The sequence below is a fragment of the Luteimonas terrae genome (assembly GCF_004358165.1).
Classification (GTDB): domain Bacteria; phylum Pseudomonadota; class Gammaproteobacteria; order Xanthomonadales; family Xanthomonadaceae; genus Luteimonas; species Luteimonas terrae.
Genome location: NZ_SMTG01000004.1, coordinates 549,361 through 564,115, shown reverse-complemented (window position 1 = coordinate 564,115; position 14,755 = coordinate 549,361). Strand labels below are relative to the sequence as shown.

9 protein-coding genes are annotated in these 14,755 nt (G+C 69.0%); 1 reads left to right on the top strand and 8 read right to left on the bottom strand.

The genetic code is table 11. The features are described from left to right. Positions 1–52: 52 nt before the first annotated feature. The 5 genes from E2F49_RS11720 to E2F49_RS11700 all read right to left on the bottom strand — a co-directional run bounded on the left by E2F49_RS11720 (position 53) and on the right by E2F49_RS11700 (position 7,757). Complete coding sequence (locus tag E2F49_RS11720; RefSeq protein ID WP_133394047.1) at positions 53–1,498, bottom strand: efflux transporter outer membrane subunit; 1,446 nt, start codon at positions 1,496–1,498, stop codon at positions 53–55. Then, a complete protein-coding gene (locus E2F49_RS11715) occupies positions 1,498–2,247 on the bottom strand; it encodes an SDR family oxidoreductase (RefSeq protein ID WP_133394046.1) in 750 nt (249 codons plus the stop codon). Before E2F49_RS11715 ends, E2F49_RS11720 begins: the two co-directional genes overlap by 1 nt. 94 nt (positions 2,248–2,341) lie before the next feature. Beyond that, positions 2,342–5,521, bottom strand: a complete 3,180-nt coding sequence (locus E2F49_RS11710) for an efflux RND transporter permease subunit (protein WP_133394045.1) — start codon at positions 5,519–5,521, stop codon at positions 2,342–2,344. A 221-nt stretch (positions 5,522–5,742) separates the two neighbouring features. Beyond that, positions 5,743–6,930 (bottom strand): efflux RND transporter periplasmic adaptor subunit, encoded by a 1,188-nt coding sequence (locus E2F49_RS11705; RefSeq protein ID WP_133394044.1) that lies wholly within the window; start codon positions 6,928–6,930, stop codon positions 5,743–5,745. Then, positions 6,927–7,757 carry an SDR family oxidoreductase gene (locus E2F49_RS11700; protein WP_133394043.1) on the bottom strand — a complete coding sequence of 277 codons (831 nt, stop codon included), beginning with the start codon at positions 7,755–7,757 and terminating at the stop codon, positions 6,927–6,929. Before E2F49_RS11700 ends, E2F49_RS11705 begins: the two co-directional genes overlap by 4 nt. A gap of 380 nt (positions 7,758–8,137) precedes the next feature. On the opposite strand from E2F49_RS11700, the gene E2F49_RS11695 reads away from it, so the two are divergent. Further along, positions 8,138–9,193 (top strand): LysR family transcriptional regulator, encoded by a 1,056-nt coding sequence (locus tag E2F49_RS11695; protein ID WP_133394042.1) that lies wholly within the window; start codon positions 8,138–8,140, stop codon positions 9,191–9,193. Between the two features lie 18 nt (positions 9,194–9,211). Here the strand turns inward: E2F49_RS11695 and E2F49_RS11690 are convergent, their stop codons facing one another. From E2F49_RS11690 to E2F49_RS11680, 3 genes are all read right to left on the bottom strand, one after another. Then, entirely contained in the window at positions 9,212–10,249 is a 1,038-nt protein-coding gene (locus E2F49_RS11690; RefSeq protein ID WP_133394041.1) for a patatin-like phospholipase family protein, read from the bottom strand. 340 nt (positions 10,250–10,589) lie between these two features. Next, positions 10,590–12,281, bottom strand: a complete 1,692-nt coding sequence (locus E2F49_RS11685) for a M28 family peptidase (RefSeq protein WP_133394040.1) — start codon at positions 12,279–12,281, stop codon at positions 10,590–10,592. Between the two features lie 97 nt (positions 12,282–12,378). Beyond that, the gene (locus E2F49_RS11680; protein WP_133394039.1) at positions 12,379–14,619 is read right to left on the bottom strand and encodes an NADP-dependent isocitrate dehydrogenase; all 2,241 of its coding nucleotides are present in this window, start codon (positions 14,617–14,619) and stop codon (positions 12,379–12,381) included. Between the last annotated feature and the right edge of the window lie 136 nt (positions 14,620–14,755).

Genomic DNA, 14,755 nt, shown 5'->3' with positions numbered 1-14,755 from the left:
GCCGGTTCGCCCCCACCCAACCCTCCCCCGTGAACGGGGGAGGGCTTCAGGGCTATCGAATGCCTGCGGTTTCCCGCGCCGGCAGGGTCTGCGGCCAGCCGCCGGCCATCGCGCGATACACGGCCACCGCGCCGGTCGCAGTGCGCGTGCGGCCCGAAGCGAACGCATCCTCGGCATCGAGCTGTGTGCGTTCGGCATCCAGCACGTCGAGCAGGCCGGTCTCACCGGCTTCGAAGCGCATGCGCGCCAACCGGGCCGCACGCGCGCTGTCGAGGGCGGCGCGTTCGAGCTCGACATCGGCGTCGTGGGCGCGGTCGAAACGGACCAGCGCATTGCCGGTGTCTTCGAGTGCGCGCAGCACGGTCTGCTGGTAGCGCGCGAGTTCGGCCGAGGCATCGGCATCGGCTGCGGCAATGCGTGCACGCACACGGCCGATGTCGAGGAACGACCAGTCGATGCCCAGCGCGACGAGTCGCGTCTCGCTGTCGCGTTCGAACAGCGCGCCGACATCGCCCGCCTGGCTGCCGATCAGGCCGCCCAGCGTGAGCCGCGGGAACAGGTCCGCCGTCGCGACGCCAACGCGCGCCGTCACGGAATGCAGTCGATGTTCCGCTGCCGAGACATCGGGCCGCACGCGCAGGATGTCGGCCGGCGTGCCGGGGTCGATCGTGCGCGGGACGTCCGGCAATGCACGCGCGGCCGAGAGCTGCTGGCGCAGCGCGTCCGGCGTGCGGCCGGTCAGCACGGCGATGCGATGCGTCGCGACGGCGATCTCGGCTTCGAGCATCGGAATGCGCGCCGATGTGGACGCCGCCTGCGCGGACGCACGCGCGCCGTCGAAGTCGCTGTCCTGTCCGGCTTCGCGACGCGCGTCGACCAGCGCCAGCGTGTGCTGCTGGTTGCCGGCGTTTTCGGTCGCGACGCGCAGACGTTCCTGCAGACCGCGCAGATCGAGATAGGCCGTCGCCACCTCGCCGACGATGGCGACCTGCAATGCACGCAGATCGTCGGCGCTCGCGGCGACGTCGGCGCGTCCGGCTTCGACGCCGCGTCGCACGCGGCCGAACAGGTCGAGTTCCCAGCTCGCGCCGATGCCGGCCTCGAAGCTGTCGGTGTCGCGCGCATCACGCGGCACGCCGGGCGCCTGGTCGGCACTCGCACGGTTGCTGGCACCGCGCGCGCTGGCGTCGATGGTCGGCAACTGGTCGAATCGCGCGCCACGCAGTAATGCATTCGCGCGGTCGTAGCGCGCCAGCGCGATGCGCAGATCGTGGTTCGCCGCCAGCGTGTCGTCGACCAGCGCGCTCAATTGCGGATCGCCGAAGGCCTGCCAGAACGCACCATCGGCAGCGGCTGGTGCAGCCGAGGCCACCGTCGCATCCGGCGGAGCCACATCGGCGAAGGTCGCCGGCACGGCGACCGTCGGTCGCACGTGGTCCGGGCCGACGGCGCAGGCGGCAAGCAACGCCGTCGCCAGCACCGTGAGGACGGGACGCATCACCACGGCAGCACCTCGTCGAGATAGAAGTAGCCGCCGGTCGGGCCGGCATCGTCGATCAGCGCGAGGCGCACGCTGGTCTTCGCGCCGTCGGCGACTTCGAGCTCTCCGTTCTGCTCGTCGCCATTCTTGTTCATGTCGGTGCGCACGTAGCCCGGGTGGATGGTGTTGACCTTGATGCCGCTGTCCTTGAGGACGTGCGCCAGATGCACGGTCCATGCATTCACCGCGCTCTTGGACACGTTGTAGGCCGGCACACCCTTGAAGTCGTAGATGAAGGACGCGGGATTCTGGTGCTCGCTGATCGAGCCCAGGAGGCTGGACACGTTGACGATGCGACCGGACTTCGACTTGTGCAGCAGCGGCAGCAGCGCCTGCGTGGTCGCGATCAGGCCGAACACATTGGTCTCGAAGGTCGTGCGCCAGGTCTCGAGCGACTGGCCGGCCGCGCCCCTGGTCGGATCGTCGGCGAGGATGCCGGCGTTGTTGACGAGGATGTCGAGACGGCCGTGACGATCTTCGATGGTCTTGACCGCGGCCGCGATGCTCGCGGCGTCGGTGACGTCGAGCGCGATGGCCTCGACCGGCAGACCGTCGGCCTGCAGCTTCAGTGCGGCCTCGACCGCGCGATCGCGATTGCGACCGGCCAGTAGCGTGTGCACGCCGGCCTGGCTGAGCTGACGCACGGTTTCCAGACCGATGCCGCGGGTGGCGCCGGTGACGAGGGCGATGCGGGAAGAAGCGTTCATGCGTGACTCCGGATGTGGGACAGCGGGATGGGGCCGCGCGCGGACGCGCGTCGCGGAGCGAATCGGAACTGCGGTGTCGGATCGATGGCGCGGCTCATGCATGCGAGCCGGCGGTCGGCGACGTGTGCGTCACCGGCTTGTGCGACACCACCGGCGCGTTCGCGAGCTTGCGCAGCGCGACGTAGAACACCGGCGTCAGGAACAGGCCGAACAGGGTCACGCCCAGCATGCCCGCGAACACGGTGACGCCGGTGATCGAGCGCACCTCCGCGCCTGCACCTGTCGACAGCACCAGCGGCACGGTGCCGGCGATGAAGGCCACCGACGTCATGACGATCGGGCGCAGACGCAGGCGACTGGCTTCCAGCGCGGATTCAACGATGCCCTTGCCCTGCATTTCCAGCTCGCGGGCGAACTCGACGATCAGGATCGCGTTCTTGCACGCCAGGCCCATCAGCACGACCAGCCCCACCTGCACGAACACGTTGTTGTCGCCACCGGCCAGCCACACGCCGAACAGGGCGGACAGCAGCGTCATCGGCACGATCAGGATCACCGCCAGCGGCAGCGACCAGCTTTCGTACAGCGCCGCCAGCACCAGGAACGCCAGCAGCACCGCGAGCGGGAACACCACCATCGCCGCGCCGCTCTGGTTCGATTGCTGATAGCTCAGATCGCTCCAGCCGATGCCCATGCCGGCCGGCAGCACCTGCCCGGCGAGTTCGGTGACCTTGGCCATGGCCTCGCCCGAGGACAGCACGCGCGGGTCGGCATCGCCCAGCAGGTCGGCCGCGGGATAACCGTTGAAGCGGATCACCGGATCGGGGCCGTAGGTCTGGCGCACATTGACCATCGAACCCACCGGCACCATCTCGCCCGCCGCATTGCGCGTGCGCAGGTTGGCGATGTCGGTGACCTCGTCGCGGAACTGGCCGTCGGCCTGGGCGATGACCTGCCAGGTGCGACCGAACATGTTGAAGTCGTTGACGTAGGCCGAACCGAGATACGTCTGCAGCGTGTCGAACAGTTCGGTCAGCGGCACGCCCTGCGCCTTGGCCTTGACGCGATCCACGTCGGCATCGAGCTGCGGCACGTTGGCCTGGTAGCTGCTGATCGGATAGCCCAGGCCCGGCGTCTGCATCGCCGCGCCCTGGAACGCCTGCACCGCGGCCTGCAGTTCGCCGTAGCCCAGACGCGTGCGGTCCTCGACGAACAGCGACCAGCCCGAACCGTTGCCGAGGCCCTGGATCGGCGGCGGCATGAAGGCGAACGTGAAACCTTCCTGGATCGTCGAGAACCTGGCGTTGAGCTCGGCGGTGATCTCCACGGCGGTGCGCGAGCGCGCATCGAAGGGATCGAGGGTGAAAAAGATCACGCCGTTGTTGGGCGTATTGGTGAACTGCAGCGGGTTGAGGCCGGGGAAGGCGATCTCGCTGGCGACACCGTCCACTTCGCTGGCGAGCGCGGCCATCTTCTTGAGCACCGCGTCGGTGCGCTCGATCGAGGCGCCTTCGGGCATCTTCACGCCGGCGATCACGTACAGCTTGTCCTGCACCGGAATGAAGCCGGCCGGCACCACCTTGAACATCAGCCCCGCGCCGAGCAGCAGCACCGCGTACACCAGGAACACCGCGCCGCGACGGCCCAGCGAACGCGAGACCGCGCCCTCGTAGCGCTGCGAACTGCGATTGAAGAAGCGGTTGAACGGACGGAACAGCCAGCCGAACAGGCGGTCGATGATGCGCGTCAGGCGATCCTTCGGTGCGCCGTGCGGCTGCAGCAGCTTGGCGGCGAGCGCCGGCGAGAGGGTCAGCGAATTGATCGCCGAGATCACCGTCGAGATCGCGATGGTCACCGCGAACTGCTTGTAGAACTGGCCGGTCACGCCGGTCAGGAACGCCATCGGCACGAACACCGCGCACAGCACCAGCGCGATCGCGATGATCGGGCCGGATACCTCGCGCATCGCCAGATGCGCCGCTTCGAGCGGCGATGCGCCCAGCTCGATGTGCCGCTCGACGTTCTCCACCACCACGATCGCATCGTCCACCACGATGCCGATCGCCAGCACCAGTCCGAACAGCGTCAGCGTGTTGATCGAATAGCCCAGCAGGTACAGCACCGCGAACGTGCCCACGATCGACACCGGCACCGCGAGCAGCGGAATGATCGACGCGCGCCAGGTCTGCAGGAACAGGATCACCACCAGCACCACCAGCAGCGTCGCCTCGATCAGTGTCACCACGACCGACTTGATCGAATCGCGCACGAAGATCGTGGTGTCGTAGATCGACTGGATCTCCACCCCCGGCGGCAGCGACGGCCGCAGACGCTCCATCGTCGCGACGACGCCATCGCGGATCTCGAGCGCGTTCGCACCCGGCGCCTGGAAGACGCCGATCGCGGCAGCGTTCTTGCCGTCCAGGCGTGCGCGCAATGTGTAGTCGCCGGCGGCCAGTTCGATGCGGGCCACATCGGCCAGCCGCACCAGCTCACCGTCGGCGCCGGACTTCAGCACGATGTCGCCGAACTCCTCGACGGTTTCCAGGCGACCCTTGGCGTTGATCGGCAGCAGGAAATCGCTGCCGTTGGGCATGGGTTCGGCGCCGAGCTGCCCGGCCGAGACCTGCACGTTCTGCTCGCGCACCGCGCACACCACGTCGCTGGCGGTCATACCGCGCGCGGCGATCTTGTCGGGGTCGAGCCACAGACGCATCGCGTAGTCGCCACCGCCGAACACCTGCGCATCGCCGACGCCGGAGATCTTCGCGATCTCGTCCTTGACGTGCAGGCGCATGTAGTTGCGCAGGTACAGCGAGTCGTAGCGGCCGTCGCTGGACGTCAGATGCACCACCATCAGGAACACCGGCGACTGCTTCTGCGTGGTCACGCCCTGCCGGCGCACGTCTTCGGGCAGACGCGCCTGCGCCTGTGCCACGCGGTTCTGCACGCGCACCGCGGCTTCGTCGGCATCGGTGCCGGGCTTGAAGGTGGCGGTGAGCTGCAGCACGCCGTCGGAGCCGGCGACGGACTTGATATACATCATGTCCTCGACGCCGTTGATGGCCTCCTCGAGCGGCGTCGCCACGGTTTCGGCGATCACCTTCGGATTGGCGCCCGGATACACGGTGCGCACGACCACCGACGGCGGCACGACCTCGGGGTATTCACCGATCGGCAGCAGCGGGATGGCGATCAGGCCACCGGCGAAGATCAGGATCGACAGCACGGCGGCGAAGATCGGCCGGTCGATGAAGAAGCGGGAGAAGTCCACGGGGAAATCCTTGTGGGCGGCGCGGAGGCCGCAGTGGGAAACGAAGGCAAGCGAATCCGTCATTCCCGCGTACGCGGGAATGCAGCGTCTTTCGCCTCCCGGAACAAATTCATTGCAGGCCCGACTGACCTGACATGCGTCTGTCGAAAACTGCGGGGATGACGATCAGGGAATTCAGGCCGTGACGCGCGCTCACGGCACGCGTCGCGGACGAGACCCGCTCAGCGCGTCGCGACCGCCTTGTCGACCGGCTTGCCGCCGCGCATCGCGACCTCCGCCGGTGCCACGGGCATGCCCGGCATGAAGACCTTCTGCACGCCGTTGACGATCACGCGGTCGCCCGCGGCCAGTCCCGACTCGACGACGCGCAGACCTTCGACGATGCGGCCGGGCACGATGTCGCGACGCTGCGCGGTGTTGCCCTCGCCGACCACGTAGACGAACTTGCGGTCCTGGTCGGTGATCACCGCCTTGTCGTCGATGAGGATCGCCGGGCGTGCGGCCGCGCCTTCCAGCTGCACGCGTGCGAACAGGCCCGGGGTGAAGCGACGGTCGGGATTGGGCAGCACTGCGCGGGCGCGCACCGTGCCCGTGGTCGGGTCGACCTGGTTGTCGAGGAAGTCGACGGTGCCCGCGTGCGGGTAGCCGGTCTCATCGGCCAGACCCACGCGCACCGCGTTCTGGCCGTTGCTGCGGGTGCCGGCGCGGGCCATCGCCTGATGGCGCAGGAAGGTGCGCTCGTCGGTCTCGAAATAGACGTGTACCGGATCCTGCGAGACCACGGTGGTCAGCAGCGAGCTGTCGGCCTGGGCGAGATTGCCGGTGGTCAGCATCGCGCGACCGGCGCGCCCGGCGACCGGCGCACGCACTTCGGTGAACGACAGATCGAGGCGGGCGGTTTCGACCGCGGCCTGCGCCGCGCGCACCGCGGCATCGGCTTCGGCGCGACCGGCGGTGCGCGCTTCGAAGTCGTCGCGCGAGATCGCGCTGGCTTCGACCAGCGACTGCGCCCGCGTGTGGCGCGTGGTCGCGAGTTGCGCATCGGCGCGGGCGCGGGCGAGTTCGGCTTCCGCGCGCTGCAGCGCCGCGCGGTAGGGGCGCGGGTCGATGACGAACAGCAGGTCGCCCTGCTCGACCTCGTCGCCTTCGGCGTAGGCCACGCGCTGCACGTAACCGCTGACGCGCGGGCGCAGTTCGACGCTCTCGACCGCGGACACGCGGCCGGTGGCGTCGTTCCAGTCCTGCACCGGTTCCGACAGCACGGCCGCGACGCCGACTTCCGGCGGTGGCGGCATGGCCGAATCCTGCGCGCGGCTGTCGCAGCCGGCGACGGCGAGGGCGACCGCGGCGGCGAGGCCGGTCGCGGCGAGGGCGCGCCAGGCGCGCGGGGTGAGGGTCGAACGGATCATGGACGTGATTCCTGGGGAGAGGCGGTGGCGGCGAGGCGGCGCAGCAGGGCGCCGGCTTCGTCGGAGGGGCGGGAGGTCGGCGGACAGGGGCCGACGTCGAGGTCGTCGGACAGACCGGGCGGACGCACGGCGGCGCCGATCGGGAAACGCACCAGCGCGACGTCGGCATTGGCCGCGCCATCGACCAGGCGCAGCGCGTGATCGGCGATCGCGTCGGCATCGGGCCATTGCGCGCAGGCGTGGGCGGCATTCGCGGCGCTGCGCACCGGCGAGTCGACGGCCAGCATCTGCACGCGCACCGGCAGCGTGCGGGCTTCCTCGTGCAGCACGCGCGCCAGCATCCGCAGCGCGGCCGCGCCGATCGAGTGGTGGCCGTAGCCCGACCACGGCTGGTCCGCACCCGGGCCGCCGACCAGCACGTAGCCGGCGCGCGGCTGCGTGGCGAGCAGCGGCAGCAGATAACGCGCGATCGACAGATGCGGCAACAGGTCCTCGTCGAGACGGCGACGCAGGAAGTCCGCCGGGGCATCGAGCACGCGTCGGCTGCCGATCTCGCCGCGGATCGCTGCGATCACCGAAGCCGGTGCCGGGCCCGGCAGGGCGCGCAGACGCAGCGCCAGATCGGCGGCGTCGGCATCGGTGCGCACGTTGGCGACCAGCGTCGTCAGCGCGCTGCCGTGCCGGGCCTGCAGCTGCGCCAGCGCCTCGGGCTCATTGGCCACCGCGATCACCCGGCGTCCGGCGGCCAGCGCCTGCGCCAGCACGCGGCCGCCGACCATCCCGGTGGCGCCGACAATTACCAGCGGCGGCCGGATTGTCCCTTTCATGGGATTTTGTCTCCCGAAAAGCGCGATTCGACCGTGTCCGGCACGCCGCGGGCGGGGGTTGCACCGGGCAGCCAGGACCACAGCCAGCCCCAGCCGGCATGGCCGGCCTGCAGGCGCCGGGGGGTACTCAGGCGTGCGCTAGACGACTGATTCGGCGGGATTTCCATGCGGCTGCCACGGCGGCGCGCGGGGGCGGCCACTGGGCGGGAGGCGTGGGGGACAGCGGGGCGGGGGGAGGACATGGGCGGCGTCCGGTCGGGGAATGCCGCAGATCATCCGCCTCGAAAGGGGACTTGATTAGTCCCCATTCGAGGGAATAATTATCCCCGTCACGGTCCAATCGTCCGCGCCCGCGCGGTTCCCAGTCCCAGGAGTTCCAGATGGCACACGATCTCAACGAGACGCTGATCTTCGTCAAGGTGGTCGAGCAGGGCAGCTTCATCGCCGCCGCCAACGCGCTCGGTCTGCCCAAGACCACCGTCAGCCGCAAGGTGCAGGAACTCGAACAGCGACTGGGCGCGCGCCTGCTCAACCGCACCACGCGCCGGCTCGGTCTGACCGAAGCGGGCGGCATCTACCACGAGCATTGCCAGCGCATCGCGCGCGGTCTGGAAGAAGCCGAAAGCGCGGTCGCGCAATTGCAGAGCGGTCCGCGCGGCTGGCTGCGTTTCACCGTGCCGTATTCGATCGGCATCACCTGGATCGCGCCGTTGCTCGGCGACTTCCAGGCGCAGTACCCCGAGATCCAGCTCGACATGCACATGGGCAACGAGAAGCTCGACCTGATCGCGGGCGAAGCCGACGTCGCGTTGCGCATCGGCACGCTGCCCGATTCCAACCTCATCGCGCGCAAGCTCGGCAGCCTGCGCACGCAGGTGTTCGCCAGCCAGGCCTACATCGAGAAGCACGGTGAACCGCTGCACCCCGACGACCTGCAGCACCACCGCACGCTGGTGATGCGCAAGAGCCACAACGTCAACAACCGCTTCTTCTGGCAGCTCACCGACGGCCACGCGCTGTGCGATTTCCCGGTCAACCCGCAACTCGTCGCCAACGACCCGGCCGCGCTCAACTGGGCGCTGATCAAGGGCGAGGGACTGCTGATGACCGGCGACGTGATGGCCAAGGCCTTCGTCGAAGCCGGCATGGCGCAGCGCGTGCTCGCCGGCTGGACGGGGCCGGAAGTCGACTTCAATGCGGTGTTCCCGGGCGGTCGCCTGATGTCGCCGAAGGTCCGCGCCTTCGTCGACTTCCTGATCGAACGTCTCAACTTCGACGCCGACCACATGCAGACGCTGTGTCAGGTGCAGCAGCAGGCGATGCAGGCCAAGGCCGCGGGCAAGGTCGCGCTGGCCGAGCTGGAGAAGGTGTCGCGACGTGTGGTGGCGCCCGTCGAAACGGACGAGAGCGAAGAGGTCGTGCTGGCGCGCCGCTGATCCGGGCGCGCGCCGCACTCAGCAGGCGCGTTCCTTCGCGAACGGATTGAGGCGACGCACCCAGCTGTCGCCGCAGTCGATGTCGACCGGTTCGGGTTCCACCGGCTTGGGCTGTACGCGGGCGGCCGCGCGTGTGCGTTCGAGCTCGGCGATCTTCGCGCGGATCTGCGGCATCGCCGCCAGCGCCGCGCGTTCGCCCTGCAGGATCGCCGCGTTGCGCTGCTCGAAGCTCGCCGGGCCGATGTCGTTGACCTGCGGCCGGATCACCACGTCCGCGCGCGCCAGTTCCTGACGGCCGAGGTTCTGGCCCATGATCGCGATCGACTGGTTGACGATGCCGAGCATGCTGCCGGGCATCGTGCCGCTGGCCTTGCTGGAGATGTCGACCGCGATCACGAGATCGGCGCCGAGCTGTTTCGCCGCATCCACCGGCACCGGGCTGACGACGCCACCATCGACGTAGTGGCGGTCGCCGATCTTCACCGGTTCGAACACGCCCGGCACGCTGCTCGACGCGCGCACCGCCTGGCCGGTGTTGCCGCGCACGAACACGATGCGATCGCCGGTTTCCAGACGCGTCGCGACCGCGGCGAACGGAATGCGCATGCGGTCCAGCGTGCGGTTGCCGACCTGTTCGTTGACGTAGTTCTGCAGCGCGACGCCCTGCACCAAGCCACCGGAGAACAGCCGCACATCGCGGATGCTCGACTCGTCGAGCGCGACCGCGCGTTCCTGCATCTGGAACGGATCCATGCCGCTGGCATACAACGCACCGACGACGCTGCCCGCGCTGGTGCCGGCCACGACATCGGCCTTGAAACCATTGGCCTCGAGCATCTTGATCACGCCGATGTGCGCGAAACCCTTGGCGGCACCGCCGCCGAGCGCGAGACCGATGCGGATCGGCTGCGGCCGCGGCGCAGCGGGCGCCGCGGTCACCGGCTGCGTTACAGGCGGTGTGGGCCGCACATCCTCACGCCCGCAGGCGGCGAGCACGCACAGGCCGGCGACGAGCAGCGCGGTACGCGCATGGCGGAGGGAAGTGCGAAGACGCATGCGGAAGGACGCCGGAGTCGGGACTGGCGCCGAGGATAACGGCCGCTCGCCTGTTGGAGGCTGAAGGGTGTATCAGGGCCGCGCGGACATCCGAAGCCCTCCCCCGTCTGCGGGGGAGGGTTTGGGTGGGGGCGAACCGCCAGGGAGCGCGCATCACAATTCGAGCGCGTGCGGCGGTCACGTCATCTTCCGTTGTCGGCAATGCCAGCATCGGATCGTTCGCCCCCATCCCAGCCTTCCCCCGCGCGCGGGGGAAGCGGCGGATTCGTGTGAGCCTTCGACGACGCGGGAGACGCGACGCGCGTCGGGAGTTCCCTCGTGGTCTCGCCGCGTCAGTCCCTCAACGCCTGGCCCCGAACCGTGTCCCGAAAAAATCCCCGTCATTCCACTGCGGCGCCGTCTCCGCATCGCCGACGATGCGCGTGATCGCCGCCGACACGCGCGCCATGCGTGCCGCGTCGCCGTACTGGATCGGCAGGTCGACCTGGTCACAGGGCTGGTGGTAGCAGTTGCGCAGGAACCACGTCGCCGCGACCTTCGGATCCTGCGATTCGTTGGCCGAAGCCACGCCGGCATCGAGGTACAACGCGGGAATGCCGGCGCGCACGAAGGCGTACTGGTCGCTGCGCACGAAGGCGACTTCTTCCGGGAAGGGATCGGGCGAGACATCGACGCCGATCTCCGCAGCCGCCTGCGTGACCGCCGTCTTCAACGAGGAATGCTCGCTGCCGATGGCGACGATGTCGCGCGTGGGCGCGGTGAGGATCGGCATGTCGATGTTGAGATTGGCGACGAGGCGACTGGCCGGCGCCGGCGGATGCCGCGCCAGCCATTCGGCGCCGAGCAGGCCCTGCTCCTCGGCGGTCAGTGCGGCGAACACCGTGCTGCGTGCGGGCGCCGCATCGGCGTCGGCAAGTTCGCGCGCCGCCTCGATCAGGATCGCCACGCCCAGTGCGTTGTCGAGTGCGCCGTTGTAGATCGCGTCGCCTTCGACCGGCGCACCGGTGCCGATGTGGTCGAGGTGCGCGGTGTGCACGATCGATTCTCCGGCGCGCGCGCTGTCGCGTCCCGGCAGCACGCCGACGACGTTGCGCGATTCGAGCCGGTCGATCGCCGTGCGCGTCTGCAATGTCAGCGTCCCGGGTAAAGCGAACGGCTTCAACGTGCCTGCGCGCGCCGCATCGAACAGCTCGGCCGATGTGCGCGGACCATCGGCGAACACCAGATCGGCTGCGGTCGCGGCGACGCGCGCGCTGGCACGCAACTGCGCCGGCGCGTCGATCGCGCGGTCGTCCGCATCACGCAGTCGCATCGCCGGGCGCGATGCCTGCGCGACGCTGCGCGCCCACGGACTGCCGGCCTCGTCGTCGACGGTGTTCACCACGACCAGCCCGATCGCGCCACGCGCGACGACCGCTTCGGTCTTGGTACGCAGGCTGGCGTAGTGCGCGAACGGGTTCGGCTCGAAGCCGCGCGGCGCGCCGCCGAACACGATCGCGATGCGTCCCGTCAGTTCGACGCCGGCGAAATCGTCGTGGCCGAGTTCCGGCGCGTGGATCGCCTGGCCGACGAACACCGCCGGCGCGGTGACGTCGCCTTCGGTCGCGTTGAAATCGGCCATCGGCAGGAACTGGTCCTGCGCACGCAACGCGATCGTGCGGCCGTTGCGACTGATCGACAGCGTGGCAGCGGCCGGGTCGGCGACCGCGCGCACCAACGGCACGCGCTGGAACCAGGTGCCGTCGTCGCCGGCCGGTTGCAGGCCGCTTTCGGCGAAGCGTTTCGCGACGTAGTCGGCCGCCCGGTCGAAGCCCTGGGTGCCGGTTTCGCGACCGGCCATGGCGTCGTCGGCGAGTGCACGCACGTCGGTTTCGATGCGCTGTCCGGCCGGCGTGTCGTTGACGACCGCGGGCGCGGCCGGCATCGGCGCGCCCGGCGCGGTCTGCGCCTGCAACGCGGCGTCGGCATCGTCGCGGCCGCCACATGCGACGAGCAACAGCAGGCAGGCGACGGACAAGACGGGACGCGACATGCGGGCACTCCGGAGCAGGAGCGCGGACGTTAGCACGCGCCCACAACGCGACAGGCCCGCCGGAGCGGGCCTTTCGTTCCGACATCGCAAGGGGAGATCAGCCCTGGATCGAGTCGATCGCAGCGTTGAGCGTCTTGCTCGGACGCATCGCCTCGCCGATCTTCGCCAGATCCGGATGGTAATAGCCGCCGATCTCGACCGGCTTGCCCTGCGCGCCGTTGAGCTCGGACAGGATCGCCGACTCGCCGTCGGTCAGTGCCTTCGCCACCGGTGCGAACGTGGCCCTCAGGTCGGCGTCGTCGTTCTGGTCGGCCAGCGCCTGCGCCCAGTACTGGGCGAGGTAGAAGTGGCTGCCGCGGTTGTCGAGTTCACCGACCTTGCGCGCCGGCGAGCGGTTCTCGTCGAGGATGCGGCCGTTGGCGACATCGAGCGCGGCGGCCAGCACCTTGGCCTTCGGGTTGTCGTAGGCGTTGCCCAGATGCTCGAGCGAGGCGGCCAGTGCGAGGAACTCGCCGAGCGAATCCCAGCGCAGGTAGTTCTCTTCGACGAACTGCTGCACGTGCTTCGGGGCCGAACCGCCGGCGCCGGTCTCGAACAGGCCGCCACCGGCCATCAGCGGCACGATCGACAGCATCTTGGCGCTGGTGCCCAGCTCCATGATCGGGAACAGGTCGGTCAGGTAGTCGCGCAGCACGTTGCCGGTGACCGAGATCGTGTCTTCGCCCTTGCGGATGCGTTCCAGCGAGAACGTCGTCGCCTCGACCGGCGGCAGGATGCGCAGGTCCAGACCGGCGGTGTCGTGATCCTTCAGATACGTCTCGACCTTGGCGATCACCTGCGCGTCGTGCGCGCGGCTCTTGTCGAGCCAGAACACCGCCGGCGTTTCCGACAGGCGCGCGCGGTTCACCGCGAGCTTCACCCAGTCCTGGATGGGCGCGTCCTTGGTCTGGCACATGCGCCAGATGTCGCCGGCTTCGACCGCGTGTTCGAACACCACGTTGCCGTCGCCGTCGGTGACGCGCACGGTGCCGTCGCCGGGAATCTGGAAGGTCTTGTCGTGGCTGCCGTATTCCTCGGCCTTCTGCGCCATCAGACCGACGTTGGGCACCGAGCCCATCGTCGCCGGATCGAAGGCGCCATTGGTGCGACAGTCATCGATGACCGCCTGGTAGACGCCGGCGTAGCAGCGGTCCGGGATCACCGCCTTGGCGTCCTGCAGCTTGCCCTGCGCGTTCCACATGCCGCCCGAGTCGCGGATCATCGCCGGCATCGAAGCGTCGACGATGACGTCGCTCGGTACGTGCAGGTTGGTGATGCCCTTGTCCGAGTTGACCATCGCAAGCTTCGGGCGCTGCGCGTACAGCGCGTCGATGTCGGCGCGGATCGCGTCCTGCTGGTCCTGCGGCAGCGACGTGATGCGCGCGTACAGATCGCCGATCCCGTTGTTGGCGTCGAAACCCACCTGCGCGAGCGCGTCGGCGTGCTTGGCCAGCACGTCACGATAGAACGCCTGCACGACGATGCCGAACATGATCGGATCCGACACCTTCATCATCGTCGCCTTGAGGTGCAGCGAGAACAGCACGTCCTGCGCCTGTGCGTCGGCGATCTGCGCGTCGATGAAGCTGGAGAGCGCCTTGCGCGACATCACCGCGGCATCGACGATCTCGCCGGCCTGCACCTTCACCGCGTCCTTGAGCACGGTGGTCGCGCCATCGCTGCCGACCAGTTCGATCTTCAGCGCACCGGCCTTGGCGATCGTCGCCGAACGCTCGCTGCCGTAGAAATCACCCGATTCCATGTGCGCGACGTGCGACTTCGAATCCGAAGCCCACTTGCCCATGCGATGCGGATGCTTGCGTGCGAACGCCTTCACCGACTTCGGCGCGCGGCGATCGGAATTGCCTTCGCGCAGCACCGGATTCACCGCGCTGCCCTTGGTGCGGTCGTAACGGGTCTTGATGTCGGTCTCTTCGTCGGACTTCGGCACGTCCGGGTAATCCGGCAGCGCGTAGCCCTGGCCCTGCAGTTCCTTGATCGCCGCCTTGAGCTGCGGGACCGAGGCGCTGATGTTGGGGAGCTTGATGATGTTGGCTTCCGGCGTGGTCGCCAGCTGGCCGAGTTCGGCGAGGTGATCACCGATCTTCTGTGCGTCGGTCAGGCGATCGGGAAACTGCGCCAGGATGCGCCCGGCCAGCGAGATGTCGCGCGTTTCGACCGCGATGCCCGCCGGTTTGGTGAACGCCTCGACGATCGGCAGCAGCGACTGCGTCGCCAGATACGGCGCTTCGTCGGTCAGCGTGTAGAGGATCTTCGGGGACTGGTGGGTCTCGGACATGCGGGCGTGTCTCGTCTCGGAAGCGGGCGGGGGAGTGCGTGGCCGGCGCGTGTCGCGGCATCCAGTGGCCGCGCGTGCCGGTGCATGCGCGCGACGCATGGCGAGTGCCGATGCGTGCGGATGCAGCGTCGGGGAT

Bases quoted from the DNA above. Each gene is read 5' to 3' on its own strand.
- E2F49_RS11720 (WP_133394047.1), bottom strand. From the start codon at position 1,498: ATGCGTCCCGTCCTCACGGTGCTGGCGACGGCGTTGCTTGCCGCCTGC.
- E2F49_RS11715 (WP_133394046.1), bottom strand. From the start codon at position 2,247: ATGAACGCTTCTTCCCGCATCGCCCTCGTCACCGGCGCCACCCGCGGC.
- E2F49_RS11705 (WP_133394044.1), bottom strand. From the start codon at position 6,930: ATGATCCGTTCGACCCTCACCCCGCGCGCCTGGCGCGCCCTCGCCGCG.
- E2F49_RS11700 (WP_133394043.1), bottom strand. From the start codon at position 7,757: ATGAAAGGGACAATCCGGCCGCCGCTGGTAATTGTCGGCGCCACCGGG.
- E2F49_RS11695 (WP_133394042.1), top strand. From the start codon at position 8,138: ATGGCACACGATCTCAACGAGACGCTGATCTTCGTCAAGGTGGTCGAG.
- E2F49_RS11690 (WP_133394041.1), bottom strand. From the start codon at position 10,249: ATGCGTCTTCGCACTTCCCTCCGCCATGCGCGTACCGCGCTGCTCGTC.
- E2F49_RS11685 (WP_133394040.1), bottom strand. From the start codon at position 12,281: ATGTCGCGTCCCGTCTTGTCCGTCGCCTGCCTGCTGTTGCTCGTCGCA.
- E2F49_RS11680 (WP_133394039.1), bottom strand. From the start codon at position 14,619: ATGTCCGAGACCCACCAGTCCCCGAAGATCCTCTACACGCTGACCGAC.